We start from the raw sequence: 26,735 nt of genomic DNA, 5'->3' as shown, positions 1-26,735 counted from the left end.
TTCTAACTAGATAAGGTGGAAAGGATTAGTCGATGCTTGACTAGGCACAATATCAATGCCCCAGCCCTTCTCTGCCTTCCATTGAGTAAGAAGTTCTGCGATTTTTTCCACAAAAAGCACTTCTATATAGTGGCCTGGGTCCAATGCCAACAGGCCATCAGAAAGCATATCCTGGGCTGTGTGATAGTAGATATCGCCAGTGATATAAACATCTGCCCCCTTTGCTAAAGCATCCTTATAGAAAGACTGCCCGCTACCACCACAGATAGCTACTCTTGAAATAGGCTTCTGCAAATCACTCTCGTGATAATGGACCATGCGAAGACTATCTAGACCAAAGACTTGCTTGACATGTTGGGCCAATTCCCCAAATGTCTGAGGTTGAACATTCCCAATACGTCCAATTCCACGTTCTGGACCTGTCTCCTGCAGATAGGTCGTTTCCTCAATACCTAACATCTGACAGAACCAGTCATTGAGGCCATTTTCAACGATGTCAATATTGGTATGGCTGACATAAACGGCAATGTCATGCTTGATAAGGTCGATGTAAATCTGATTTTGTGGGCGGCTGGCTACCAAATCCTTAATCGGACGAAAGATTGGCGCGTGCTTGACGATAATCAAGTCCACACCCTTTTCAATGGCTTCAGCAACCGTCTCTTCACGAATATCGAGGACAACCATAACCCTTTGGATCTCCTTGTCTAGAGTACCGATTTGCAGGCCACGACTGTCACCCTCCATTGAAAATTCCTGAGGGCAAAAGGCTTCATAAGCTTGTATTACTTCACTTGCTAGCATGGAGAACCTCCTTTATGGCTTGAATTTTATCTACTAAAACTTGTCGTTCCTCCATATTTTTTTCTGGAATTTGATGAAGGGCTAATTCTAACTTAGCAGCTTCTTTTTGCCATTTTTGGACAAAGACTGGGCTGACTTCTTTGGACAAGATAGGTCCAAAACGGACATCACTGGCTGATAGCTTCATTTGTCCTGCTTCCACCACTAGAATTTCATAAAACTTGCCAGCTTCTTCTAAGATGCTTTCTGCTACAATCTGAAATCCGTGCTCTTGTAACCAGATGCGCAAATCGTCTTCACGATTATTGGGTTGGAGGATCAAACGCTCTACATTAGCTAGCTTGTCCAAGCCTTCTTCCAATATGGTAGCAATCAAACGGCCACCCATACCAGCAATGGTGATAACCGATACTTGGTCTGCCTCTTCAAAGGCTGCCAAGCCATTGGCTAAACGAACTTGGATTTTCTCCTTTAAGCCGTGAGCCTCAACATTTTTGACCGCTGACTGGTAGGGTCCTTCCACCACTTCCCCTGCAATAGCGCTTTTGATTTGGCCTCTTTCAACCAAGTCAATTGGCAGATAAGCATGGTCACTCCCCACATCTAGTAACACAGCACCTTGTGGCACAAAGGAAGCTACCAATTCTAATCTCTTTGAAATCATCTTCTCTCACTTTCCAAAACTCTATTACCTCTTATTATACCACATTTCAGCTAGCAATCTTGCACCTAAAAAGACCGCAATCCACAGATTGCAGCCTTTCTTTATTTTCTGGATTGGTAACGACTAGTTAGAATGAAAATCACGGTAAAGACAGCCATCATGACAAGGTAAACAGGGAATGTTTGTCCTGTCAAGGTCGAAATTTCAAGCAGTTTCTGGATCATTGGGAAAAGAGCTGTGGCTAGGAAGCCTCCTACTGACCAGACAATCAAGAGGACACGCCAGAGAGTAAATGGCATGCAGGCTCTAAATACGGATAAGAAACCAATTGACCCAAGGAGATAATAGAGTAGGGTTGAGATTTCTAACTCAGACCAACCTTGACTAGCCCCAAAGATTTTGACAAAAAGAACGCTGAACACGACCATGAGGGCACTTGGTAGGGCACGAAGCATGGATTTTCTGAGGAAGTTTGGTTCAACAGGCTTGATATTTCGCTCAAAAGTCAGAACGAATGGTGGGAAACCTTCCACGAATTGGTCAATCATGGTAATCTGGATTGGAATGAAGGGGAAAATCAAGATCCACTCAGACCGTCCCAGAAGAACACTGGCGATACAGATAACTGCTAACAAGAAGGAATAGATTGTCTTTATCAAGAAAATCGGTGCAATATGGGCGATGTTATTGACCACACGACGACCTTCAAAGAGAATCTCAGGAACATCATTAAAGTCAGAGTTCAAGAGAACCAGATTAGCAATCTGACGAGTCGCAGGATCTCCTTCAGCCATAACGATAGAACAATCTGCTTCGCGGAGAGCTAGGATATCGTTGACACCATCCCCTGTCATTGCCGTTGTATGCCCTGCTTTTTTCAGAGTTTGGATGATGAGTTTCTTTTGATGAGGGGAAACACGTCCGAAAATAGCTGTCTCTTCAGCCATGGCAACCAATTCCTCATCTGTGATTTTTGAGCAATCTACATAGCTGTGATAGTCTACAAAGCCAGCCTTCTGGGCAATGCTGGAAACCGTAACTGGATTGTCGCCAGAGATAATCTTGAGACCCACTTCCTGAGAACGGAGGTAGTCCAGCGTCTCAGCGGCTCCTTCTCGAATGGGGTCCAAGATTTCCAGCAAGGCCAGGGCCTGAATGTCAGACGGTTTCTGTGGTTTATGATGATCAAGTTTTTCCTGACTGAGTGCCAAGACCAAGACACGCGACCCTCTCTCTAGGGCCTCTCTAGCTTCTGGGACTTCAGAGTCCAACAACATCTCAGGCGCACCTAAGAAAACCGTACCTAGCCCTTCTAACTCCATAGCTCCCCACTTGCGATCGCTTGAGAAAGGAAGATTCGAAAGCATGCGATAGGCTATTTCTCCCACAAAACGCTGGCGAATAGCCTGGGCTGTTGGATTTTTATCCTCACTGTGAGCTATGTAGCTGGTCAGAATGTTAGTAATAGCCTCTTCACCATACGTTTCCGTCAGCGGAAGAACTGCCTCCACCTGCATCTTTCCTTGAGTGATGGTTCCCGTCTTGTCCAGACAGAGCATATCCACGCGCGCCAAGGTCTCAACAGAGTACATCTCCTGCACCAAGACCTTTTTCAAGCCCAGCTTGATCACCGCAGTCAAGAGCGAAGTGATGGTCAAAAGGGCAATTCCCTTGGGCAACATACCCAAAAGTGCTGTCGAAGTATTCACTACAGAAGACTTGAGGGGCAAGCCTTTTAACATCAAGGCTTCTAGGAGGAGAGCTAGACCAAAGGGAATGATAATCTTCCCAGTAAAGCCTGCTAGCTTGTCCAGTGATTTCATGATACGAGAGTTGATGGGTTTCACTGTCTTAGCTTCCAGCATGAGTTTGGAAGCATAGTTGTCTGCCCCGACATGGTGAACTTGAGCCAAAACTGCGCCACTGGCTAGGAAACTCCCTGATAAAAGCAAGGCATCCACTTCTTTTTGCACCAAATCACTCTCACCCGTCAACATGGCTTCATTGACTTCCGCAAATCCTCCCAGAACCAGAGCATCACTAGGAATCTGCTCCCCAGCAGACAAACGAATGACATCTCCTAGAACCAACTCTTCTGGATCGAGAGCAACTTCTTGACCCTCACGAATGGTTTTGACTTTTTCCTTGGTCATGAGATTGAGCTTGTCCACCATGTGTTTGGCCCGGAGCTCGGTCACAATCCCAGAAAAAGCATTAAAGCAAATAACGGCAAAGAAGACCAGATTGCTCCAAGCCTGAACAAAGGCCAGCGCTAGGGCAATAGCAAAGTTTAATGCGTTAAAAAGTGTAAAAACATTTCGTTTGAAGATTTGCCAAGTACTGGTACTGGCTGAAGCGGTAAAGTCATTGACCAAACCTTGAGCCTGTCTTTCCTTGACTTCTCTTTGGGTTAATCCCATAATCTTATTTTTATCCATAAATTCTATCATATCATTTTTTTTAAAAGAATTCTAATCCCATCTAAAACTGTTGGCTGATAACTGAAAAAGTTTGCCAGTAGTCTTTTGATAAGGTATAATAATAAAAGCAATACAATCGAAGGAGATCTCATGTTTTATACTTATTTGCGTGGACTAGTCATGCTGATCTTGTGGTCCATCAATGGCAATGCCCACTATCACAATACTGATAAAATCCCTAGCCGAGACGAAAACTATATCCTCGTCGCTCCTCATCGTACTTGGTGGGATCCTGTATATATGGCTTTTGCGACCAAGCCAAAACAGTTCATCTTTATGGCCAAAAAAGAACTGTTTAACAACCGTATCTTTGGCTGGTGGATCCGTATGTGTGGCGCCTTTCCTATCGACCGAGAAAAACCTAATGCCTCTGCCATCAAGTACCCTATCAACGTCCTCAAAAAAAGCGACCGCTCTCTCATCATGTTCCCAAGCGGGAGCCGTCACTCAAACGATGTCAAGGGTGGAGTTGCCTTGATTGCCAAAATGGCCAAGGTACGTATCATGCCGGTCACCTACACAGGTCCCATGACCTTAAAAGGTTTGGTTAGCCGTGAACGTGTGGATATGAACTTTGGAAATCCTATCGATATCTCAGACATCAAGAAAATGAATGATGAAGGGATTGAAATGGTTGCAGACCGTATCCAAGCAGAATTCCAACGTTTAGACGAAGAAACCAAGCAATGGCACAATGATAAAAAACCAAATCCACTCTGGTGGTTTGTCCGCATCCCTGCCCTCTTCCTTGCTGTGATTGTTGGTATCCTAACGATTATCTTTACCTTCTTCGCAAGTTTTATCTGGAATCCAGATAAGAAGAGAGAGTCTCTTGGTTAAAAAATACAATTATCCCTTGGCAAAAGCCAAGGGATAATTCTTTTATTCGATTTTCCATTTTTGGGCCAACCAGCAGGAAAAGGCTAGAAAGCGCTCAGCCACTTGCTCATGATGTCCATAAGGATCAAAGACAAACTGACCAGTCGGATATCGTTGCTGAAGACTGGTATGGATCTGCTCAGCGTAGACTGGTGCTTGAGCCAAGCGATTGGTATGATGGGCTCCTTCTGTTTGACCATTCTGTAAATACAGCAAACAGTCCAAATTTTTCACCTTTTCTTCCTTACAGAAAGAAACAAAATCAGGAAACCAAAAGGAACCACAGATAGAGAAGATACAGGAGACCTTGTCAAAATAGAAAAGACTGTATACTGCCGCCAAACCACCTAATGAGTATCCTCCATAGGCAAGGCGATTTTTGTCCAGGCGATAAAGCGACTGCAACCTGTCTAAAAGACCTCCAAATAAATGACCATGATAGGCCTTCGCCTGACCGCCAAAATCTGGAGCTCCATCTCTCAGAGCAGATGCCTTCCATGGAGTGTAGTCATCTAGGCGATTTTCAGAAGTCAAACCCACTAAAATCACAGATTCTGAAAGGGAAGATAGAAAATTCAAGTTTCCATCATTCAAGAGAATCGCTGGATAGATTTGATTGGGATCATAGGTTGAAGGAAGGCTGACCTTGACTTGGATCCCTTCCCAATCAAACTCATTATTTATTGATAAAGTCATTGATTTTCTCAAGGGAATCAATCACTGCTGGACCATAGTCCATCAACTCATCGTAAGAAATGGTCATGATTTTTTGATTCTTAATTGCAGGAACGTTTTCTAAAACTTCATTTGCCTTCATCAACTCTACTGCATTGGCATCCAATTTTTTATTGCGGTCGCTGGTCACATAGATAATCAACTCAGGATCCATTGACACGAGATTTTCCAAGGTCAAGCCTGATGTTCCCGTTGCGACATTGGTATAACCAAGTTGATTTAGTAGGCTTTCTTGCAAAGCAGACTTGTAAGCACCAAAGGTTTCGTCATTATAAGCAACCATAATCAAAGCCTTTTTCTTTTCACCTTGGCTTGCTGGGTTTGCTTTCTTAACAGCGTCAATTTTAGCTTGTAATTGGGCTGCGTATGCATTAGCCTTGTCCTGAACATTGAAAATCATTCCAAGATTTTTAACGTCTTCTACAATATTTCCCAAATCTTGCTGAATCGTTGAGAGAGAAGCTTTTTGCGTATAGACTGGGATTTTGTTTTCATTCCAAGTGTTAACTGTCCCCAAGGATTTTTCAGAAAACATCATGTTTCGACCCATCACCGCATCTGGCTCATAAGAAAGGACTGTCTCTTGAGAGACTGTTTTTTTATCACCGATTTGAGGAATGGTCGCAATCGCGTCCTTGTATTTGTCTGTTACAGCATTGTCAGGGTTGAGCATGCCAGCAATTTTATCCTTCAAGCCTAACTCCAATAAGATTTCAGTGGTTGAAAGATTGTTGGTGATAACTTTTTCAGGTGCCTTGTCAAAGACTTGTTCGACTTCATTTCCCTTAACATCATAGGTTTTAACCGTTAACGGATAAGTCGTCTCTGTGCTGGCCTTTTGACTTGTTTCTGTGCTAGACTGCGTGGTAGCTTTTTCTGTAGTAGTGTTGCCACAAGCTGCCATGGTTAGGGTAGCTACTGTTACGAGTAAAATGCTTAGTGTTTTTTTCATCTTGTTTTCCTTTTCATTCTTATAAATAGTGAATCATAGCTTGCTGATCCTCGGTCCAAGTCACCTGACTTTGAACTCCATATACAGTTTGCAATGACTCAGGGGTGATGGTCTCCTTTGGAGTTCCTTGGTAAAGGATTTCTCCCTCTTTCATCAGATAGAGATAATCCGAATAGCGACAAGCAAGTTGAATGTCATGTAGGACAACTAGAACATTGACCTTGAGATTCTTCACAATGGCCAACAAGTCTAGCTGATACTTGATATCCAGGTGATTGGTTGGTTCGTCCAGGAGCAAGAGAGTCGGTTCTTGCGCTAAGGCGCGGGCTAATAAGACTCGTTGTTTCTCCCCCCCTGACAGAGACGAATAGAGACGAGTTTTCTTCTCAAGCATATCCACCTTGACGAGAGCATCTTGAACGAGGACATAATCTCTTTCCTTTTCCTTCTGTAGAAAAGAGAGGTGGGGAGTTCTTCCCAGCAAGACGATTTCCTCAACTGTACAATCAAACTGCAATTGATTAAACTGGGTTACAACTGCCATTTGCTTGGCTGTTTCTTTGAGTGACCAATGCTCCAGTGGCTTTCCATCTAGTATTATCAAGCCTTTGTCCGCCTTTTCCTGACGATAGAGGAGTTTAAGCAGGCTGGTTTTTCCACTTCCATTTGGCCCTAATATCGTGTGGAATTGATGTCCCTCAACCGTAAGAGAAACTCCTTTGAGGATTTTTTTCTCTCCTAGTCCAAAGTGGACATCCTGACAAATCAAGTCCATATCAGGCCCTCACCTCCCTTCGCCTACCTCCAACAATGTAGATAAAGAAGGGAGCACCTACTAAGGCTGTGAAAATACCAATAGGCAGCTCTGCGTTTGGAATGATGATACGAGAGAGTACATCTGCCCAGATGACAAAGAGGGCACCCAGCAAGGTTGCAATGGGAAAAAGCCTCCTGTAATTCGTTCCTACTAACCCTCGAGCTAAGTGAGGAGTAATCAGACCGACAAATCCAATAATCCCACAAGTTGCCACTAAGACAGCTGTCAGCACAGCCACCATGGTCACATAAAGATACCAATAGAAGCGTAAGGGAATTCCCAACGTTAAAGCAGCCTCATCTCCCATCATCATCGCATTAAAAACACGATACTGGGTAGAGAAAAATAGAAAAGCCATTCCTACTACTATAGTTGGCAGAACCAAGTCAGACCAGGTAGTTCCAGCAAGCGAACCCATGGTCCAAAACTTAATGGTCATCACACTGTCCGCATTAGCGCCAACTGAGATAATAAAGTTGGAAAATGCCAGAAAGAGAGCATTGACCACCGTTCCTGATAAGATCAGACTAGAAGTCGTCATCCTTCCCTGCATAGAGGCAATGATGAGGACAGCAATGGTTGCCAAAATAGCTCCAAGAAAAGCTCCAAGGCTAATCACTAATTTTAAACCAAGAATGATGCTCAAGGTTGCCCCTAGAGTTGCACCCGCAGAAATTCCTAAGACATAAGGCTCTGCGATGGGATTGTTCACTGTGGACTGCATCACGCTACCACACATAGAAAGACCAGCCCCAACTATCAGACCTAACAATACTCGGGGGAATCTCATATTCCATACAATGACAAGAGTAGATTTGGAAACCTCTCCTATCTCAAGAGGAAATCCCAATTTGCTCAAAATGATCCGATAGGTATCTCCTAGATCAATCGCAACGGATCCCATAGAAACTGCTAGAAAGAGGGAAATTCCTAAAACACTTAGCAAAATACCTAAAAACAACACAAATTGCAGGTCCCGTCGGCTTCCAGAAAATTTGGAAAGCATGCAAACCTCCTTTGATAGAATCTTAAAAATTTAGAAAATTCTCATAAAAAGTATACCATATTTCTATTAGATGGACAAGGATAGAGACATATATAGAAAAAGCCCTCTGAAGTCAGAGAGCTGATTTGAGCTCGGGCTAAAACGTTTATAGACTAGGCGACAAGCCGAAGATTGTACTATAAAACTAGTGAAAATAAAAAATCTCCCCGAAGAGAGATGATCTGGTTTATTTTAGCTTACAGTGCTAGGAACCGTAACCGAAGATAATACTTGAGTATATCGAGGTAGGGTGAAAAAAGTAAAAAAGCTACCCAATTTAGAGTAGCTTCATTATCAAGATATGCTCAATTGAACACGGCCTAAGCAAGCGGATAAAAACAAAAAGCCCTCTGAAATCAGAGAGCTTTATTCTTGCTGGATAAAACGTTTATAGACTAGGCGACAAGCCGAAGATTGTACTGATGGTACATTGAGGCGAAGACAACGAAGTATAGAAACGTTTTAGACGCAAGATTAACGACGAAGTCCGAGAGAGTTGATTAACTCACGGTAACGGTTAACGTCGTTTTTACGCAAGTATGCAAGCAAGTTACGACGGCGACCGATTTTCTTCATCAATCCACGGTAAGTAGCGTGGTCTTTTTTGTGTTGTTTGATGTGTTCGTTAAGGTGGTTGATTTCCCAAGTAAGGACAGCAACTTGAACCTCTACTGAACCTGTATCACCTTCGTGACGTGCATATTGTGCGATGATTTCATTTTTTTTCTCTTTTGAGATTGCCATGATTTTTCTCCTTTTTATTTGGCTTCATCCGAGTGACAGGTTGGCATGCCTGTAACCAAGAAGAAGTTATTTGTCTTTACGACAGTTCTTATTCTACCAAGAAGCAGAGACTTTGTCAACTGATTTACTGTTTAAACCCGTGAATTACTCTACTGATTTCAGGGCTTCGAGCATATCCACTTTTCTCAAGTGGTGATTGACAAATAGGCCTAATAAGGCTAAGATTACAGTCACTGCGACGATTGGAAGCGCATAGACTTCCCAGCTAACTTGTGGATAAAAAAGTATGGTGGCAGGTGAAATCATTTGAATCAAAAATTGATGTAAATAGTGGCCAGCTACCAAACCGAGAACAATCCCCACAAGGGACAGCACCATAGTCTCGCGGTAGATATAGAGGGTCACTTCTTTATTGTGGAAACCGAGAACCTTAATAGTGGAAAGTTCGCGGATACGTTCTGCCACATTGATATTCGTGAGATTGTAAAGAATGACAATGGCTAGTAAGACGGAAACAAGGACAAGGATTGCCATGGTTTTATTGAGAGAATTGGCTACAGATTCAAAGAGGTGGATAGCCGTTGCATTTTGGACGACCCCAGAAACAGTAGCTTTTTCCATGAAAATAGCCGCTTCTTTCTCCGTATTGGAAGGTGTTGGGTCTTTTAATTTTACTAGGTAGGTATTGTCTTGCGGACTGGGTCCATAGACTTGTTCGTAAGTCGCTCGTTTGAGATAAACAAAGTGTCCAACGTAGTTTTCAGAAATAGCCGCGACCTTGATTTCCTTCCCATCAAGCTCTAGCTCATCTCCAACCGTAACACCTGCTAGTTGGGCTAATTTTTGACTCACGACCGCTCCATCGGTGACCTGCACCTCTCGCCCATTTTCCTCTAATATGATAAAAGGCTTAAAGTCTTCTCCACTAGTAACCATCATAGTGATGGTTTGAAGTCCTGCTTTTCCTTTGAAATCTTTTTCAATGGATTTAGAGTAAATCTTTTGATAAGCATAGATAGATTCAGCCTGCAAGGCGGTTTCTAAATCTGCTTTTTCTTGCTCACTCGCACTGCTCTTTTCCGCTACAATCATCTGGTATTGCTGGATTTGTTCAAATTGGCGCTCGACAACTCCTCCCACAGATGACTGAATGCCAAGACCTGCAAATAGGAGAGCAACTGAACCTGCAACTCCAAAAATGGTCATCAACATCCGTTGCTTATAACGAAAGATATTTCTTGCCGTAACCTTATGAGTAAAACTCAAACGACTCCAAATAAAGCTCAGGCGTTCCAGCAAAATCTTTGATCCCTTAACGGGAGGTTTGGGAAGTAAGAGTTGGGCTGCTTCATCGTGTAATTCCCTCCGCGCTACCAGATAAGCCGGCAAAACGCTGGATACCCAACTTAAAGCTAGGGCAAGGAGACTATAAGACCAATAGAAATACTCGTGACTTTTTCCAACAACCATCCCAGCTGTTATAACATCTGAAATCACCCCTGCAAGAAGATAATGTCCAAGAAGTGTTCCTATAAGGGTTCCCACAGTTCCTGCAAGAAAACCATAGAGGACAAACTTGGCAACAATATCTCGGTTGCGGTAACCCAAGGCCTTGAAAATGCCTGCATTGGTGCGCTCTTCGTCTACAAAGCGAGTCATCGTTGTAAAGGTCACCATCGCAGCGACCATATATAGCACCACTGGGAAAATATTGCCGATAGAACGGATACTTGTTGATACATTGCTGTACATGAGGTAACCTTGTCCGCCTGGTATGGTTTGGCGATTGTATACGTGGTATTTCGGCTCTGCCAGTTCATCAAGCTCTTTCTGACGCTGTTCAAGCTTCTCTTTTTCCTTAGTTAGATCACTCTCTGTCTGAGCCAGTTTTTCTTTTTTAGTCGCCAGTTCTTCCTTAGCTTTTGTCAGATGTCCCTTGATTTGACTCTTTTGCGGTTCTGGTAAAGCGGTCGCTTGTTCTTCTTGCGTTTTCAAGCGACTTTCGGCCTGCTCTAACTGACTCTTGCCATTTTGAAAGTTGCTTTCAGCAGTTTGGAGCTGTTCTTTCCCCTCTTCCAAGCTCTTTTGCCCATTTACTTTGATACCTGCCAATCTTTTTTGACCATTATCGGCTAGCAAATCTTGCAACTCTTCCTGATGTTGGGTTCGTTTGGTCCTATAGTCTGATGAAAAAGCATCCAGGTTTTTTAAATCATCATAGCGCACACGCGCAATACTATAAACATCTGAGTCAAACTGACTTGGTAAAATCACTCCATAGCCAGCCAAGCTTCCATTTCCACTACTAGCACTTCCTAAATCTTCTTTAGAAAGAATCTCACCCGACTGAACAAATCCAGTAATTGTAAAAGTTTGGGATTTTACGATGGACTTTTCTTCTTTCTTAGTAAAGGTAATGGTCTGCCCAATCTGATAGCGGTCTTTCCAGAAATCAGCTAAGGCAATTTCCTCATCAGCTTCTGGCAGTCGCCCTTCTGTCACTTGAAAGGTTGAAATGCTCTCTGGTTTGGAATAAAGTCGAACTGCTTCCTCACCATTTTCAACGGTTAGGTCTGCCATATAGCCAAACTCAACACTTGCTCCTTGAAGGGTCTTTAGTTCGTCTTGGTCTTCTTTGTCCAAGCCATAATCAGCTATTACGGCCAGATCCAGGGTATTGGCTTTACGGAGATAATCCCCTGCCGTGCGTTCCATGTTTGGACTGGCTACTTTAAGACCTACTAGGGCTAAAGAACCCAGCATCATCAAGGTCAAGATAGAAACAAAGCGTCCCTTTGAAGTCGTCACTGACTGAAATAGGTCTTTCCGATATGTTTTTTTCATGCTAATACTCCAATATATCGATATCCTGTGGATGCTCATTAATCGTCACACTCTTAACCGTGGCATCACGCATATGAATCACGCGATCTGCAATAGGGGCTAGCGCGCCATTGTGGGTCACGATAATCACCGTCGTTCCTTTTTGACGAGACATGTCTTGGAGAATTTTCAAGACTTGCTTCCCTGTCTGGTAATCCAAGGCACCTGTCGGTTCATCACAAAGGAGAATTTTAGGATTCTTAGCTACAGCGCGTGCAATGGAGACTCGCTGTTGCTCCCCTCCAGAAAGCTGGGCTGGAAAGTTATTGAGGCGATGACCTAGCCCTACATCTGTCAAAACCTGCTCTGGATCCAAGGCATCTGTCACGATTTCTGAGGCCAATTCCACATTTTCCTTGGCTGTCAGATTGGAGACCAGATTGTAAAATTGAAAAACAAAGCCTACATCTTCACGACGATAGTTTGTTCGTTGGTGCGAACTATAGTTGGCAATATTGGCACCATCAATCCAAATCTCTCCCTCATCATTGGTATCCATACCTCCTAGGAGATTGAGAACCGTTGATTTTCCAGCACCAGAAGCACCAAGGATAATGACCAGTTCCCCCTTTTCAATTTCAAAATTCACATCACGATTAGCCACAATCTCCGTATCCCCAACCTGATAACGCTTGTAGCTGTGTTTCATTTCAATATAAGCCATATCGTTTATCTCCTTTTCAAAGCTCGTTTTCTTAAATCAACAAGATGTTGATTCTAAATCACAAATATTATATAATGGGCTAAGTCAAAAAGCAATAATCAAAAATCAACAAAGTGTTGATTTAAGAAGAAGGAAGATAAAATGGTTCAGAAACGAAAAACTACTACTAAGGAAGACATCAAAGAAGCTTTGATTCAGCTGCTATCAGAGGATAAATTTGAAAATATATCAATTAGTAAACTCTGTAAACGGGCAGGAATTAATAGGGGAACTTTCTATCTACACTATGAAGACAAATATCAAATGATTGACAGTTTTAAAAGTGAAATTATTTCCCAGCTCTACATTTTTTTAGAAAAAGAAAGAGAATCGCCTAGAAAGTTTATGTTAGCCAACTTCTATATATTACGTTCGAACGAACGCCTTATTAACGCCTTGTCCCAAAGTCATTACATAGACTTTCGTGGTGCAATTCGTGAATTTCTAAGTAGCATTATTCTAACTGAAGATCAAAAAGAAAAGACTCGTCATTTCTTATCTGAAAACTTCCAAATTCCTCACAAATACGCTTTGGAAATCTTCTTATCAAGTATTGAAGGAATTATTTCTCTTTGGATTGCTGAGGGAGCTCAAGAAGAACCGGAAGAAATCACGGATATAATCTTATCAACCTATAACTACGAACATTGGCGCTACGAATCAAAAGAAGATTAATTCATCCACCCCACTACAGTATAAACTGCTTCCTCTCATTTTATACTTTTTCAATTAGCTAAATTGCCTTTTTTTAACTTAGATACAAAAAAGCCTAGGAATCCTAGGCTTTCTGTTTATAAATTATTTTCCAAGGTAGTATTCAGAAACTACGTTCAATTTTTCGTCAAATTCGAATACCAATGGTGGGAAGTTAGGGATTTCCACGTCCATGATTTCGTCATCTGACAAGCGTTTGATGTGTTTTACAAGGGCACGGATTGAGTTACCGTGAGCTCCTACGAATACATTTTTACCATCTTTAAGTGCTGGAGCGATTTTGTCTTCCCAGAATGGAAGGGCACGTTCCAAAGTCACTTTCAAGTTTTCAGCATCTGGGATAACTGAGTCGTCAAGTGAAGCGTAACGACGGTCAGTGTGAGCTGAATGCTCATCATCACGGTCCATGTTTGGAGGCAATACATCGTATGAACGACGCCAGATGTGAACTTGCTCATCACCAAATTGTTCCGCAGCTTCAGCTTTGTTTTTACCAGTCAAACCACCGTAGTGACGTTCGTTCAAGCGCCATGATTTTTCAACTGGAACCCACAATTGGTCAGAAGCTTCAAGAGCCAAGTTTGTTGTTTTGATCGCACGTTTCAATACTGAAGTGTAAGCTTGGTCAAATTCGATACCAGCTTCTTTGATCAATTTACCAGCGTCAATCGCTTGTTGTGTACCTTTTTCAGACAAATCAACATCAGCCCAACCAGTGAAAAGGTTAGCTTTGTTCCATTCAGACTCACCGTGGCGAGCAAAAACCAATTTTACCATTAGATGGATTCTCCTTTTATTTTTCGAGGTTTCCCTCGTTTATCTATTCTATTTTACACAATTTTTCACAAAAAAGCTAGTTAAAATCAACTAAAAAGAGAGAACAGTGTCCTCTCATCTAGTTATTATTAATTCGCGATATTCAATCAAGAAACGATTGCAATTATTTGTTATTTAAAGCATCAATTAAACGATCAGTATTCTTAGTTATATTAGTATCATTGTAACGATTATGAATTAGACCTTCAATTGTTTCTTTGCAATTTTCAAGATTAGCTTTTCAAATACTACCACACTGACAAGATGTAATGAAAGATTGTTTCATAATATTCTCCTTTTATTTTTTCAAGTTGTATTACATCATGTTTTCTTATAAAAAAAGCATTTTACTAACATATTCTTTCGCCAGGTAATTCTTTAAATAAAAAAACAACCCTCAAACGGATTGTTTCACTAGACTATCAGACAAGGCCACAGACTTCTTTCAAAAATTTAGAAAAAGAAACAGCGCCTTTAATGATTAGAAATCCTCCTATCCACTCGGTCGCTGAAAGAAATCCCAGCACGCCACCAATGATAAATAAAATAGATGGCAGCATTCGAAGTTGTTGGTCTTCTTCGAAATAGATTAGCATAAAGGTTCCTAATGCAATCATCAAAATCTTAAAAAATGTCAGGAGCAGGGAAAAGGTAACCGTGACGACCAGCATTTTTGAAGGATCTTTATAGATGATGGCCCCAGTATAGGATAGCAAAAATCGTAGAACAGGTCCCAAAAGTAAGGTCACTCCTGCCACCATGCCCAGTCTCCAATTGAGTCGAACCAATCTATCTCTCTCCATAAAAACCTCCTTCTCTCGTAGCTATCATTCTACCATATTTCCCCCAGAAACAAAAGACCTTCTCCGTCACAAACAAATCCCCTACCAGCTTTCAGACAGCCGAACATAAAAAGAGAAGATCTGTCGATCCTCCCTTTTCATTTTCCAACCCTTATTTCTTAAAAATAGAGGTTCTGAAGTCGTTTGTTTGGTCAAGATAGGCCTTAAAGATTGCTCTCTTCAACTTATGAACGGCACTGTCATACTCTGGATTATAGTTGCTCCAACGAGGACTTACAGCATCCTTGAGAACAGCTTGGTCCATGAGGGCTTGCAATTCAGTCACACTATTGATGGTCTTGGTCGCATAGCTTGGCCATGGTTTTGTCGGATCTTTAAAGGTCACTTGTTTCAAGTTTTTAAACTGATCCACACGTTCTTTGTACATGGCTTTCTTAAAGGCAGCCCAAGATGCATACTTGCCTTCAAACACCTTGTCCAATACAAGTTCATCTGTCACCAATCCGCGTTCTTTACCATAGAGATTGATAGTTTTACCTTTTTGTTTGGCAGCTTCTTCGTATTGGTTAGAGATATAAGGTACCATTCCATCCTTGAAGCCTTTGGCAGCCAAAAGTTCGTAAGCAATCCTACGCCCCATAAGGTCCCCTGGCGTGCCTTTCTCACTGCTGAGAGCTGAATAGATTGGGGCAAAGAGTTTAATCGTATAGTAGCCATTTCGTTCATAGTCACCAGACTGGTACTCACGAGCTGACAAGATGTTGTGGTCAATCAAACTATCAAAGTTAGTTAGTTTTTGGGCCTCTTCTTCTGTCAATTCTTTGACTACGTTAGTAGCGTATACCTCATTGCCATCTACTGGATCTTTCACATACTTGTTCTCAATTTTTCTGAGAACCGCCATTTTCTGGTAAACATTTAGCTTGTTAACGATTGATTGCCCTTCGAGGTATTCCAGCATGTAGATAAGATCAAACATGTTGTGGACATAGTTCTGAAGATCTGTTGCGTTTTGGAATCTTTCTGTCGGATCCAAGATTTGCAGACGGGAGCCCTCTGTACTATCTGATTTTGAGTGTCTCAAGATAGAATTAATGGTAATGGTTGCGTCACTTGGTTGGTCAGGGGCTTGCAATAAGCCTTTTGCAAAGAACTCTGGGCCCAAGCCACTTCTTCGACCATAGCCGCCAAGATAAATATCCTGATCCGAATCATGGGTCATTTCATGGGTATAAGTAATGGCTCCATCCTTGTCTAGCATACGGTAAGACATATAGTAGACACCATCCCCTGTTGCGTAGGCTCCATGCTGGTTGTGTACTACCTTATTGCCAACTGGTCCAAAGAAATTCTTCATGGCTGGATTGGAGCTATCAAACTTAGCCTCCACTGTAGCTTTTCCTGAGGTTGTGTCATCCCCAAACTTATAAGCATCATAAAGCAAGATGGTACGATAGAGTTTTTCACGTCTCTCATTATCTAAAATACGATACCAATAATCGTAGTGATCACGCTGACGTTTGGCTGTTTCACGCGCATTTTCTTCTACAAAATCATTGAGAGCCTTGCCCGCTTTATGCTCGCTATTGCGGTAGCGATCATAGGCTCCAAATCCAAGGCTGGACATGGTCGAGATGACAAATACTGATTTCTCTGGCAAGGTTAGGAGAGGCAAGACCATATTGCGGTATTTCCATGTGGCACTAGTAATGCGGTCATAGACACCTATAGAATACTTGGTGCCAGCTTGTCCTTGCTTAGTTTTGACTTCTTCAATATTAGATTTTTCTTCGACGATGTAAGCCTTAGTCTCTGATTTAAACCAGTCATTGTTGCTTTTCTCTGGTAAAAAGACCTTTCGGTAATGTTCTAACGTGCTAAATAAATCTGTCGTCCCATGATGACTGGCAAGACTGATACCATAAGTATCGACATTATTCTTAGCTAGAAGATTGTTAAAGCCAGATTTACCCAACTCAATCAGAGTATCTAGTGGTGAAGCATTTCCCTTACCAAAGAAGTCCAGATGGTACAGAACTAGGTCTTTGACATTCACTTGACCATAGCTGAAGTTGTACCAACGCTCCAGATAGGTCAAGCCAAGTAGCAAGGCTTCCTTGTTGTGCTTGATTTTATCTACAAGATAGCCCTTGATGACTGGATTGTCACCGGCAAGTCCAGCATCAGCTGACAAGAGTTTTTTCAAACTGTCTTCCAGATGTTGTTTTGTTTTGGCGAACTGGTCTTCTAGATAAAGCTCAGTTTGCTTGACGTTTGGAGAAATACCGAGCGTCTTTCTGATGGCTTCTGAATGATAGGCAACCTTTTGTAAGTCTGGTAAGACTTGCTTGATGATGGAGGTTTGGTCATACAGGAATTGGTTTGGCGTATAGAGAAGTCCAGTATTTCCTAGACTATATTCTGCTAATTTGGCAAAATCAGCCTGGTACTTGAGATCGAGCTTTTCAGATGAATGGTCCTTGTAGTGAAGCAAGAGTTTGTTTGCAGTCTCTTTGTTAGAAACAATATCTGTGATGACTTGGTTATCCTTCATCATAACTGCTGACAAGAGTTCTTTTTGATATAAGAGACTGTTCTCATTGACCAGATTTCCGTATTTGACGATGGTTGCCTTGTTGTAGAAAGGTAGCAATTTTTCAATGTTCTTATAAGCCAAGGCGCGCTTAGCTTGATAATGAGCCACCTTAGAAAAATCACTGTCTTTTTTGCCACTTGTTGAGAGGGGTTCCACTATTGGTAGAGTTAGAGGATTGATTGCTGCTTTTTTGCTTTCAATCTGGGAAGCATCTAGCATTGTTCCTCTTTCTTCAAAGGATTCCTTGCTGACGACCTCATCCTTGACCAAGGTGACATTGTAGACTCTGTTGGCCTTGCTGCTGAATGTGTCCTTCACCTTCATTCCATTGTAGTGGTAACCGGTAATGGCATTTCCGTTGGTTACATTGACATCACTGAGAACATTGGTCAATCTTCCAGCATGCTTTTCTAGATTAGAAGTTCGATCCCACAAATAGCCTGCTACTCCCGCGACTCTACCAAAGTGCTTGGCATTGTTAATATCGCCTTCAGCATAGCTATCTTGGATCTGTGCATCCTGATCTACTAGACCTGCAAGACCACCCACAGTCTGATCTGAACTATTTGTGTTGGATGAAATGGCCACTGTCGCTTTTGACTTAGTAAGTAAAGCCTTGTCACCTGTCAAATGACCGACCAGACCACCGATATTGTAGGCAGCAGTCGTTTCATAAGTGTTGATAATTCTTCCCTTGAAACTGCTCTCTGTGATACTTGATTGCTCAGCCTTTGCCAGCAAACCACCGATACCACGTTCACCGGCGAGAACACCATCAACGTGAACTTGTTTAATCTTTGTGCCATTCTGGGCTTCATAGGCCAGTGAACCGATAGCATCTTTCCCTGAAATGGAGACATTTTTCAGACTCAATTTTTCTACCGTAGCGCTACTCAAGGTTTCGAACAGTGGTTTTTTCAAGTTGTAAATAGCATACTGCTTGCCATCTTTTTCACCGATCAACTGACCAGTAAAGGCGCCCTTGATGTAGGATTTAGCTTCAGGATCTAACTCCACTTCGTTGGCATTCAAACTAGCTGCTAAATGATAGGTTCCAGAGAGATTCTGGTTGATAGCTTTGACTAGGTTGCTAAAGGAAGTAAAGGTTGTCGTTTCCTCTCTAGCCTTCTTAGCTAGGTAGAAGGTGAAATCGTCGACATATTTATTCTCTAGCTCTTGCTGGAGTTTCTCAGCCTTGGCTGTGATTTTATAAACTGGCTGACCATCTTTCGTTTCAGCCGTTATTGAAGCGACTGGTAGATAGACATCTTTAAACAACGAAGATTTAACCTTGACAAAGTAAGTGTCTGGATTACTTGGAACACCGTCTAAAGAAACGTGTTGTTTGTAAGTACCATTGGTCTGACTATACAACTCCAGATCCGAAACATTTCTTAGCTCAAGCGTCTTCTCTGGGTCTTTTTCTTTTGGTTTTTCTGTCGGAGCTTCCGGTTTTACTTGCTCGGTATTGCCAGTATATTCTGGAAGAGGAGCGACTTGTTCCGGTTCAACGATGGCTCCTGCTTGAGTTCCTGTATATTCTGGTGTTTCAGTTGTCTCTGGGGCTACTATTGCACCAGACTGCTCACCTTTATATTCTGGTAAGGAAGATTGAGTCTCAGGTTCCACAATCGCACCTGCTTGCGTATCTGTATATTCTGGTTTTTCGCTGGTCTCTGGGGCTACAATCGCTCCCGCTTGAGTTCCCCTATACTCTGGTGTTGGTGGCACCTCTTCAGGTTCTACGATTGCTCCAGACTGCTCGCCTGTATAGGCTGGTTTCTCAGCTATTTCTGGTTCCACCAAAGCTCCTGACTGGACACCCCCAACCTCTGGCTCAACTTTTTCCGGCTCAACGATGGCACCAGCTTGAGTTCCCTGATACTCAGGTAGTGGAGCGACTTGCTCGGGTTCAACGACTGCTCCTGCTTGGGTGCCTGTATATTCTGGTTTTTCAGCTATCTCTGGGTCTACAACCGCTCCCGCTTGCTCGCCTGTATATTCTGGTAATGGAGCCTGAGTCTCAGGCTCTCCTTTTCTTGTAGACTGAGGTGCTTCACTCGCGGCTACTGCCTTCTTAGTCCCTTTCTCTACTATACGTGGCAAGGCTTCTTCTACTTTGGTTGAGAGAACTTCCCGAGAAATTTCTTGGTTTTCAACAGTGAAAATGCGAACAAGTTCAATCTTCTTCCCAGCACGACCTTCTTGTTTGACATGGATGGTTCCCTCTGTTAGATCTGGATTTTCTTGAACCACTTCTGAAAAGTCTAGTTTGATTTCAATCTCTTGGTCTTTGTATAGGAGCTCTGGTTTGTTCACGCGACCAGCCAAGACTTCATCCTGAGGATCCACACTAGCAAGACCAGACGGATGTTGATTGGATGAATCTTGAGAAGGGATTGGTTTTTCAGCAGGGAGTGTAGGAGATGGAGCTTTCTGCTCATCTCCTGCCTTTTGTCCACCTTCGTTGGTTTGGAAATGAGGTTGAACCGTGTAGTCTAGTTTCTGATCCCTAGCAGCAGTTTCTTGCTGATTAATCTCTTTGTCTTGCTTAATATAGCCTAGATAAGTATAACCTGATAAGGCACGTGGCAAAGGCAGACTATCTCCTTGGGATAATTGGTATTCTTGATTGTACTGGAGCAAAAGTTGATTTTCGATAGCCTGAACTGAAGAAACCAAACCGCTGCCCATCCCTGTTACCAAAATCACATTCAAGAGGGCTTTCTTCTTGCCTTTCTTTTTGGATACAACAAAAATAAGAAGGCCAATTGAAGCTAGAGCTCCACCAGTTAAAACACTAGTAAGGCTATTCTGCCCACCTGTATTGGGCAACTGACCTAGCTGGACTTTCTCATCCATACGGTAGACTAGATAATAAGTGCTCTCACTATCTTCAGCAATCTTCGGAATGTCCTTTACAATCAAGTCTTTCTCTTGACTACTTAGCTCCGTATCCGTCACATACTTGTAGTGAACAGCTACATTTTCTTGGGCAAATACAGTACCACTGCTCGCAATGGACACAAAAAATAGGCTTGAAATCGAAGCTGACACAAGTCCAATTGCTAATTTTCGTAAGGAGAAACGATGCTGCTTCTCTCCAAAAAACTTTTTCATTCTATATCCTCTCAACTTTTCAACCTCTATCAAGAAAATAACTAGTATTATATTTTGATATAGGTATTTTACATCAACCATTATACTATAAAAAGAGTTCCTTGTCTCAAATAAATGCTTTAGATTTTACGATTATTAAAGCTTATTTATCCTGTCAAATCTACCCCTGCTTGGTAACAAAAAAAGAAGGCTAAGCGCCTTCTCTTATTTGAAAATATTCCTAACAAAAAGTTATTATTCTTGAATCTCGAATTTTTTCAAAAGTCCAAAATAGAGGGATCCACCAATGATTGTCAGAATTCCTCCTACCCATCCCAAGAATGGGATCAATCCAACAGAACCACCTACGATAAACAAAACAGACGGTGCAGGGGTCACACGTTCATCGTCCTTGTAATAGACAATAGACACAATTCCTAAAACCAAGACAGCAATTTTTACCAATGCCAAAATGATTGAAAAAATCGTCAATATACCAACTGTTGCATCCGAGTCCTCCGTCGCCGCAGCAGCCCCGACAGCTATCATAAACATAACAAGAGGTGCCAACAGCAAGACGATACCTGAAATAAGACCAAAAATCGCATTTACGCGAGCAAGTGTTTTTGTTTTCATCCGAATCTCCTTAAAAAATTTTTACAACTATCATTTTACCATATTTTCATGAAAAACAAAATAAATTTCAAAACGAGTATACTAGATGGTGAATGATTTCCAATTTCTATACAGACATTTAGAGTAAAAAATAGGTCATGTATCAATTTATTTGTAAATTCATTCGTTTTTGTACTAAGCAAGCCATTCACCTAAAAAAAGAAGATCACTTGGATCTTCTTTTTTCGTGTCTATCTTTCAAAGATAGACTGTCTGAAGTCGTCTGTCTCACGAAGATAAGCGTTGTAAATCTTCTTCTTGAGCAGGTTAACCCAGCTAGCTTCGACACGGCTAGTAGCATTGGTAATGTTGCGTACATCCTCTGCCACGGCTGCGTCCATCAACTGCTGCATCTCTGCATAAGAACGAATGGTTACTTTCTTGGTACTGTTTGGATTTTTAAGCTCGTACTCAATGGTGATTGGCTTCAGCTTGGTTAGCTGATCAATTCGCTCCTTGTACATGGCCTTCTTGAAGGCTGCCCAAGAGGTGTATTCACCCTTAAATACATTTTCCAAGACTTTCTGGTCTGTCACGAGACCGACATCTCTTCCAGACCATCCGTCCCACGTTTTCTTCCCTTCATCGAAGGCTTCCTGAGAGTACTGACCAGAAACATAAGGGACAAATCCGTCATGATAGCCCTTGGCTGCCAGTAATTCATAGGCTGTGCGACGGAACATAACGTCTCCAGGTGCTCCATTTGGATTGCTCAAGGCTGAGTAAATTGGTGAGAAAAGGCTGAGGCTGAGGTAGCCATTTCGACCATATTTCCCACTTTCTTTATTCTCCCGACGAGTGATCACATCATTATCAATCAGGGAGTCAAAGGTCTTCAGCTGCTTGATTTCCTCAGCTGTGAAGCTTCGCGTCTGGTTACCTGCGTGGGTCTCCTTACCATACTTATCTGTAATATAGTAATTCTCCATCTTCCTGAACCACTGTAACTTGGCAGCATCGCTCTGCTTCAACATAGAAGTACCTTCTAGATAGTCCAAGGTGTAGATCATGTCAAACATACCATGGACATAGTGTTGTAGGTCTGCTGCATTTTGAACGCGTTCCTTGAAATTATAGGTATGCATACGTGTCTTAGAATCCTTGTCCACCTTGAAGAGAGTATTGAGCGTAATAGTTGGTTCATCTGGGCTTGGCGAAGACTGCAAGAGTCCGCGAGCATAGAGTTCCGCACCTAGTCCCTCACGACGACCATATCCTTCAAAGTAAATAGCACCGTCAGAGTTATGGGTCATCTCATGCGTGTAAACTGAGTTACCATAGTCTTCCAACAATTTAGCAGCATCAAAGTGGGTTACACTACCCGTCGCATAGGCATTGTAGCCCTTGCTTGGATACCACTTGCCGGCTGGTCCAAAGAATTCCTGCATAGCCTGTGATTTTTTGTCATTAGCTGGTGCCCAATAGCTTTGTCCCGCTTTGTCAGTCAAGAAGAACCCATCGTAAACCAGAACCGAACGGAAGAGCTTGTCTTTGCTTTCCGGACTCAGAATCTTGTACCAGAAATCATAATGGTCGCGCTGGTATTCAGCTGTTTTTCTCACTCGGTCTTCGACATATTCAACTAGTTCTGCGTCTGTGCGCACTCTGTTATTGGCATCCAGGCGGTAGCGATCATAAGCTCCCATAGAGAGGGTAGACATATTAGAGATAGCATAGACACCTTTCTCCGTCATGGTCAAGAGTGGCAGGAGCATGCCCTTGTGTTCCCAATTATCTGCAGTAATCTTGTCATAAACACCGACAGAGTACTTGCTCTTGCCCTCGGCTGCGTCCTGAAGCTGTCTCGCTTCTGCTACATCGGACTTAGCCTCAACGATGTAGGCTTTTGTATTGGTTTTGAGCCATTCATTATTGGTCTTGTATGGTAGGAAGAGCTGACGGTAGCCTTCAAGGTAATTGAAGAGTCCTCGCTTGCCAGTTGCTTCAGAGAGCGAATTATCATATGCTGTATAGTTGTTCTTAGCCTTGAGATTCTCAAGTCCTGATTTCCCTAAAGCAATGATTGTATCAAGAACCGAAACGTCATTTTTACCGTAGAAATCCATCTTGTAAGCCGATAGGTCCTTAACATTAAAGGTATCATAGTTGATATTGTACCAACGGTTAAGGTAAGTCAGACCCAATAGGAAAGCTTCTTTATCAGCAAGAATCTTCTTAACAAGATAATCCTTAACTACTTCTCCTTCAGTATTGATAGCCTTATCCATAGCCAGCACTTTGCGAAGCTCACCTGATAGCTTACTTTTCACTTGCGTAAATGCAGTGTCTAAGTATAGTTCATCCAAAGAAGTATCTGCGGCTACTCCGAGAGCTGTACGCATAGCTGGCGAATCAAGAACTACCTTGTTTAACTCTGGCAACACTTGATTTAGAATGCTAGTATAATCTGATACGAAGGCTTCTGGAGTATAAAGAAGGTCTAATCCCTTCATCCTATACTCAGCAATACCCTGGTTGACGAAATCTCCCTGATAAGATATTTCTAGATAGTCAATGGTATTGTCCATGTAGTGCAGCATCAAACGATTGATTGCAGTTTTATTGCTATGGATATCAGTGATAATCTGGTCACCCTTCATCGGAACAACATCCAGTAGGTACTCCTTGTTCAACTTATGCTCTTTCGGAATCTTGTTAGCAAACGAAACAATGGTTTCTTTATTGTAGAAAGGAAGCAGTTTCTCCATATTTGCGTAAGAATATCCGCGGTCAAATTGAGCATTGTTTACTTCACCATAGTCGACAAAACGCATATTTAGATTCGTGTCATCTAGGCTAGTCGTGATGTCCATAGCAGTCAGTTTTTCTTCCATTTCTTCTTGAGTAATAGTAGAAGTAATAAACTGATCGTTTTTCAAGGTTTCACTCTTGGCAACTTTATATGCTTGCGTAATGCGGTCGTTTTTATAGCCCTGATCCCCAGAAATACTGTAAACATTTGTACCACTAACATTACTGATCACATTATCAACCAAACCATTAAAGTAGTTCGAGCCGACCACTCCACCGATTTGACCGTTAGTGGTTGAATTATATAATTTTCCTGTCACATAAGATTTGGTGATTCGAGCATTGTTTTCTAGACGTCCGACCAAACCACCGATACGTTGTTCATTTGATCGTGCACCACTAATAATCGTTACATCTGCTTTACTTTGGCTAAGAAGAGATTCTCCTCCTTTAAGGCTTGCAACCAAACCACCTACATTATAAGCTTTGATGTGTTGACTGTTAGATAGGATAGTTCCCGTAAAGGAACTATTGGTAATTTTCGTATTGGTTCCATTAACTACAAGACCCGCTACGTTAGAAGCGTTGCCTACTACCGATACTCTTCCCTGAACAGAAACATCTGTGATTCGCGCATTCTCCGCATTGCGTGCAAGTGCTGCTGAGTCATAGGTACCCACGATATTCACATCTTTAAAGTCGATATTGGAAATGGTAGACCCACTCTTGAGGTTTTCAAATAAAGGCTTGGCTAGATTGTAAATCGCATATTGCTTGCCATTTTGACTACCCGTCAGACTGCCGGTGAAGTTCCCTTTGAGATAGACATAGTCCGCAGGAGCTAGGTTGACCTCGCTCGCATCCAAATCAGCTCCCAGAACATAATTTCCTGCCATATTTCGCTTCATAGCGTCTACCAATCCAGCAAAGCTAGTATAGACATTTTGCTGACTAGGGACTGCCTTACTGATGTAGAAGTCGTGCCCAGACTTGTAGCCCGCTTCACTTTCTTGGACGAGTTCAGGAAGGGTTACATTAAGCTTATAGACGGCCTTGCCATCTTTCTCTGCTTCAGAAATGCTGTGAACTGGTAGGAGAATTTCCTTGGATTCGCTTGATTTGATCTTGACGAAGTAAGTAGACAGATCCGTAGGCATAGAGTTCATCGATACAAAGCGCTTGTATTGGTCGTTTTCTTTATGATAAAACTCAACGGAATCAATATCACGGAAGGCAATCTTCTTGTATTCTAGCTCAAAGTTACGACTGTCTGTTTCAAACTCAGTAAAGCTACCATTATCCAGTTCATAAGTCAACTTGGTTTTTAGAGTGTAGCCTGTGTAATAGTCTAGGTCGCCAATCTTCAAGCTACCAGCAAAGTTAGTAATCGGAAGAGTGCGAACCAGCTGATCTCCCTGGTACAATTCTGCAGTCGCTGAACGGAAGGATTTGGTCTGGTCTTCCAATCTATATTGGACTGTCACCGACTTATCATCAGCATTCTCAGTCAGACTTAGAATTGAAACAGTCGGCTTGACTTTAGGCACTCCATTTAGAGCTTCTTTGGCTGCTGTCAAGCTAACAAGAGCTTGGTTGACCTGTACTTGTGTAGCAGTCTGATTGTTCAAAACTCCCTCTGCCTTGGTCAATTCGTCAGTATAAGCTGTCTGCTTTTCTGAATCCGCATTCTTATATTTAACCGAAGTTTTAACTCTTGGATTTAAATCGTACTCAGTCTGAAGAGCAGTTTTGACAACCTCAAGACCACTTAATTGAGCCTTGGCTTGATTGATTTGTTCCACCAGTTGGTTGACTTCTGCTTGGCTGGCTTGGGATTGGCTCAGAATCGCTTGACCAGCCGTCAAAGCAGCATCATAGTTAGCTTGATGACTCTGACTATCGTTGAAATAACGGGCCTGAGCTTTAATCTGATCCGCTTCTGCCAAGAGATTATGCAGTGAAATTAAATCGAACTCCTCTAAAGCGTCTGCTTTCGGTGCATCATTTGGTACCATGCTTGGTTTAGCAGTTCCGACTTTGACGATCTGTGTTACGGGCGCCAAAGTTTCTTCATTAGATAACTCTTGGCGGTCGATTTCCTGACCATTGGAACTGTAGACTCGAGTCTTGATAGTTCGTTCGCCTTGGACACCCGGAGTTGCAATTTGGCGGGCATCTCGAACAAGCTCATCGGTTTCTTCTTCACGAATGCTAAAGTTGATTTTTTCAACGCGCGTTTCGTCAGTATAAGTCAACGGATACTCTGGCAGAGCCTCTGCTTTCGGTGAATTGTTCGGTACCATGGTCGGTTTAGCCGTGCCGACCTTAACAATTTGCGTTACGGGAGCTAGGGTTTCTTCATTCGAAAGTTCTTGACGGTCAACCTCTTGACCGTTAGAGCTGTAAACACGAGTCTTGATGGTCCGCTCACCTTGAACACCCGGAGTTGTGATTTGACGAGCATCTCGAACAAGCTCATCGGTTTCTTCTTCACGAATGCTAAAGTTGATTTTCTCTACGCGCGTTTCATCTGTATAAGTCAGTGGATACTCTGGCAGAGCGTCTGCTTTCGGTG

Annotated in this window: 17 protein-coding genes; 2 read left to right on the top strand and 15 right to left on the bottom strand. The window is 42.4% G+C overall.

The window, feature by feature from the left end; translation table 11 throughout:
* Positions 1–6 precede the first annotated feature (6 nt).
* The 3 genes from HMPREF2885_RS05575 to HMPREF2885_RS05565 form a co-directional block, all read right to left on the bottom strand.
* The gene (locus HMPREF2885_RS05575) at positions 7–804 is read right to left on the bottom strand and encodes a Nif3-like dinuclear metal center hexameric protein (RefSeq protein ID WP_070657419.1); all 798 of its coding nucleotides are present in this window, start codon (positions 802–804) and stop codon (positions 7–9) included.
* Positions 791–1,468, bottom strand: a complete 678-nt coding sequence (locus HMPREF2885_RS05570; protein ID WP_070657417.1) for a tRNA (adenine(22)-N(1))-methyltransferase — start codon at positions 1,466–1,468, stop codon at positions 791–793. The genes HMPREF2885_RS05575 and HMPREF2885_RS05570 overlap by 14 nt, the downstream gene beginning before the upstream one ends.
* A 101-nt stretch (positions 1,469–1,569) precedes the next feature.
* Positions 1,570–3,906, bottom strand: a complete 2,337-nt coding sequence (locus tag HMPREF2885_RS05565; RefSeq protein ID WP_070657415.1) for a cation-translocating P-type ATPase — start codon at positions 3,904–3,906, stop codon at positions 1,570–1,572.
* Positions 3,907–4,038: 132 nt separating this feature from the next.
* On the opposite strand from HMPREF2885_RS05565, the gene HMPREF2885_RS05560 reads away from it, so the two are divergent.
* Positions 4,039–4,788: a lysophospholipid acyltransferase family protein gene (locus HMPREF2885_RS05560; protein WP_070657413.1), complete on the top strand. Its 750-nt coding sequence runs from the start codon at positions 4,039–4,041 to the stop codon at positions 4,786–4,788.
* Between the two features lie 42 nt (positions 4,789–4,830).
* Here HMPREF2885_RS05560 and HMPREF2885_RS05555 read toward each other — a convergent pair whose 3' ends face one another.
* The 7 genes from HMPREF2885_RS05555 to HMPREF2885_RS05525 all read right to left on the bottom strand — a co-directional run bounded on the left by HMPREF2885_RS05555 (position 4,831) and on the right by HMPREF2885_RS05525 (position 12,667).
* A complete protein-coding gene (locus tag HMPREF2885_RS05555) occupies positions 4,831–5,523 on the bottom strand; it encodes an alpha/beta hydrolase-fold protein (protein ID WP_070657411.1) in 693 nt (230 codons plus the stop codon).
* Entirely contained in the window at positions 5,504–6,514 is a 1,011-nt protein-coding gene (locus tag HMPREF2885_RS05550) for an ABC transporter substrate-binding protein (RefSeq protein WP_070657409.1), read from the bottom strand. The genes HMPREF2885_RS05555 and HMPREF2885_RS05550 overlap by 20 nt, the downstream gene beginning before the upstream one ends.
* Positions 6,515–6,533: 19 nt before the next feature.
* Entirely contained in the window at positions 6,534–7,289 is a 756-nt protein-coding gene (locus HMPREF2885_RS05545) for an ABC transporter ATP-binding protein (RefSeq protein WP_070657407.1), read from the bottom strand.
* Between the two features lies 1 nt (position 7,290).
* Positions 7,291–8,337, bottom strand: coding sequence for a FecCD family ABC transporter permease (locus tag HMPREF2885_RS05540; protein WP_070657405.1), 1,047 nt, complete (start codon positions 8,335–8,337; stop codon positions 7,291–7,293).
* Positions 8,338–8,850: 513 nt separating this feature from the next.
* A complete protein-coding gene (rpsO, locus tag HMPREF2885_RS05535) occupies positions 8,851–9,120 on the bottom strand; it encodes a 30S ribosomal protein S15 (RefSeq protein ID WP_001018251.1) in 270 nt (89 codons plus the stop codon).
* 144 nt (positions 9,121–9,264) lie between these two features.
* The gene (locus tag HMPREF2885_RS05530; RefSeq protein ID WP_070657403.1) at positions 9,265–11,964 is read right to left on the bottom strand and encodes an FtsX-like permease family protein; all 2,700 of its coding nucleotides are present in this window, start codon (positions 11,962–11,964) and stop codon (positions 9,265–9,267) included.
* Position 11,965: 1 nt separating this feature from the next.
* Positions 11,966–12,667: an ABC transporter ATP-binding protein gene (locus HMPREF2885_RS05525; RefSeq protein WP_070657402.1), complete on the bottom strand. Its 702-nt coding sequence runs from the start codon at positions 12,665–12,667 to the stop codon at positions 11,966–11,968.
* A 141-nt stretch (positions 12,668–12,808) separates the two neighbouring features.
* Here HMPREF2885_RS05525 and HMPREF2885_RS05520 point away from each other — a divergent pair, with 141 nt between their 5' ends.
* Positions 12,809–13,381 carry a TetR/AcrR family transcriptional regulator gene (locus HMPREF2885_RS05520; protein WP_049501557.1) on the top strand — a complete coding sequence of 191 codons (573 nt, stop codon included), beginning with the start codon at positions 12,809–12,811 and terminating at the stop codon, positions 13,379–13,381.
* A 123-nt stretch (positions 13,382–13,504) separates the two neighbouring features.
* On the opposite strand, the gene HMPREF2885_RS05515 is transcribed toward HMPREF2885_RS05520, so the two are convergent.
* The 5 genes from HMPREF2885_RS05515 to HMPREF2885_RS05495 all read right to left on the bottom strand — a co-directional run.
* On the bottom strand, positions 13,505–14,197 hold the full coding sequence (locus HMPREF2885_RS05515) for a phosphoglycerate mutase (protein WP_000240130.1): 693 nt from the start codon (positions 14,195–14,197) through the stop codon (positions 13,505–13,507).
* Positions 14,198–14,658: 461 nt separating this feature from the next.
* Positions 14,659–15,039 (bottom strand): hypothetical protein, encoded by a 381-nt coding sequence (locus tag HMPREF2885_RS05510; RefSeq protein WP_049501556.1) that lies wholly within the window; start codon positions 15,037–15,039, stop codon positions 14,659–14,661.
* A 151-nt stretch (positions 15,040–15,190) separates the two neighbouring features.
* Positions 15,191–20,755 carry a ZmpA/ZmpB/ZmpC family metallo-endopeptidase gene (locus HMPREF2885_RS05505; RefSeq protein ID WP_049550458.1) on the bottom strand — a complete coding sequence of 1,855 codons (5,565 nt, stop codon included), beginning with the start codon at positions 20,753–20,755 and terminating at the stop codon, positions 15,191–15,193.
* Between the two features lie 234 nt (positions 20,756–20,989).
* On the bottom strand, positions 20,990–21,370 hold the full coding sequence (locus HMPREF2885_RS05500; RefSeq protein ID WP_049501554.1) for a hypothetical protein: 381 nt from the start codon (positions 21,368–21,370) through the stop codon (positions 20,990–20,992).
* A gap of 230 nt (positions 21,371–21,600) precedes the next feature.
* A partial coding sequence (locus tag HMPREF2885_RS05495) for a ZmpA/ZmpB/ZmpC family metallo-endopeptidase (protein WP_070657400.1) occupies positions 21,601–26,735 on the bottom strand: 5,135 nt, incomplete at its 5' end.

It is taken from the genome of Streptococcus sp. HMSC062H02, assembly GCF_001813005.1.
Classification (GTDB): domain Bacteria; phylum Bacillota; class Bacilli; order Lactobacillales; family Streptococcaceae; genus Streptococcus; species Streptococcus oralis_S.
Note: the sequence above shows the minus strand (reverse complement) of the source record. Positions and strands in the feature narration are given on the sequence as shown.

What these genes read in the sequence shown, in the direction of transcription:
- HMPREF2885_RS05575 (WP_070657419.1), bottom strand. Translation starts at nt 804, where the DNA reads ATGCTAGCAAGTGAAGTAATACAAGCTTATGAAGCCTTTTGCCCTCAG.
- HMPREF2885_RS05570 (WP_070657417.1), bottom strand. Translation starts at nt 1,468, where the DNA reads ATGATTTCAAAGAGATTAGAATTGGTAGCTTCCTTTGTGCCACAAGGT.
- HMPREF2885_RS05565 (WP_070657415.1), bottom strand. Translation starts at nt 3,906, where the DNA reads ATGGATAAAAATAAGATTATGGGATTAACCCAAAGAGAAGTCAAGGAA.
- HMPREF2885_RS05560 (WP_070657413.1), top strand. Translation starts at nt 4,039, where the DNA reads ATGTTTTATACTTATTTGCGTGGACTAGTCATGCTGATCTTGTGGTCC.
- HMPREF2885_RS05555 (WP_070657411.1), bottom strand. Translation starts at nt 5,523, where the DNA reads ATGACTTTATCAATAAATAATGAGTTTGATTGGGAAGGGATCCAAGTC.
- HMPREF2885_RS05550 (WP_070657409.1), bottom strand. Translation starts at nt 6,514, where the DNA reads ATGAAAAAAACACTAAGCATTTTACTCGTAACAGTAGCTACCCTAACC.
- HMPREF2885_RS05545 (WP_070657407.1), bottom strand. Translation starts at nt 7,289, where the DNA reads ATGGACTTGATTTGTCAGGATGTCCACTTTGGACTAGGAGAGAAAAAA.
- HMPREF2885_RS05540 (WP_070657405.1), bottom strand. Translation starts at nt 8,337, where the DNA reads ATGCTTTCCAAATTTTCTGGAAGCCGACGGGACCTGCAATTTGTGTTG.
- rpsO (WP_001018251.1), bottom strand. Translation starts at nt 9,120, where the DNA reads ATGGCAATCTCAAAAGAGAAAAAAAATGAAATCATCGCACAATATGCA.
- HMPREF2885_RS05530 (WP_070657403.1), bottom strand. Translation starts at nt 11,964, where the DNA reads ATGAAAAAAACATATCGGAAAGACCTATTTCAGTCAGTGACGACTTCA.
- HMPREF2885_RS05525 (WP_070657402.1), bottom strand. Translation starts at nt 12,667, where the DNA reads ATGGCTTATATTGAAATGAAACACAGCTACAAGCGTTATCAGGTTGGG.
- HMPREF2885_RS05520 (WP_049501557.1), top strand. Translation starts at nt 12,809, where the DNA reads ATGGTTCAGAAACGAAAAACTACTACTAAGGAAGACATCAAAGAAGCT.
- HMPREF2885_RS05515 (WP_000240130.1), bottom strand. Translation starts at nt 14,197, where the DNA reads ATGGTAAAATTGGTTTTTGCTCGCCACGGTGAGTCTGAATGGAACAAA.
- HMPREF2885_RS05510 (WP_049501556.1), bottom strand. Translation starts at nt 15,039, where the DNA reads ATGGAGAGAGATAGATTGGTTCGACTCAATTGGAGACTGGGCATGGTG.
- HMPREF2885_RS05505 (WP_049550458.1), bottom strand. Translation starts at nt 20,755, where the DNA reads ATGAAAAAGTTTTTTGGAGAGAAGCAGCATCGTTTCTCCTTACGAAAA.
- HMPREF2885_RS05500 (WP_049501554.1), bottom strand. Translation starts at nt 21,370, where the DNA reads ATGAAAACAAAAACACTTGCTCGCGTAAATGCGATTTTTGGTCTTATT.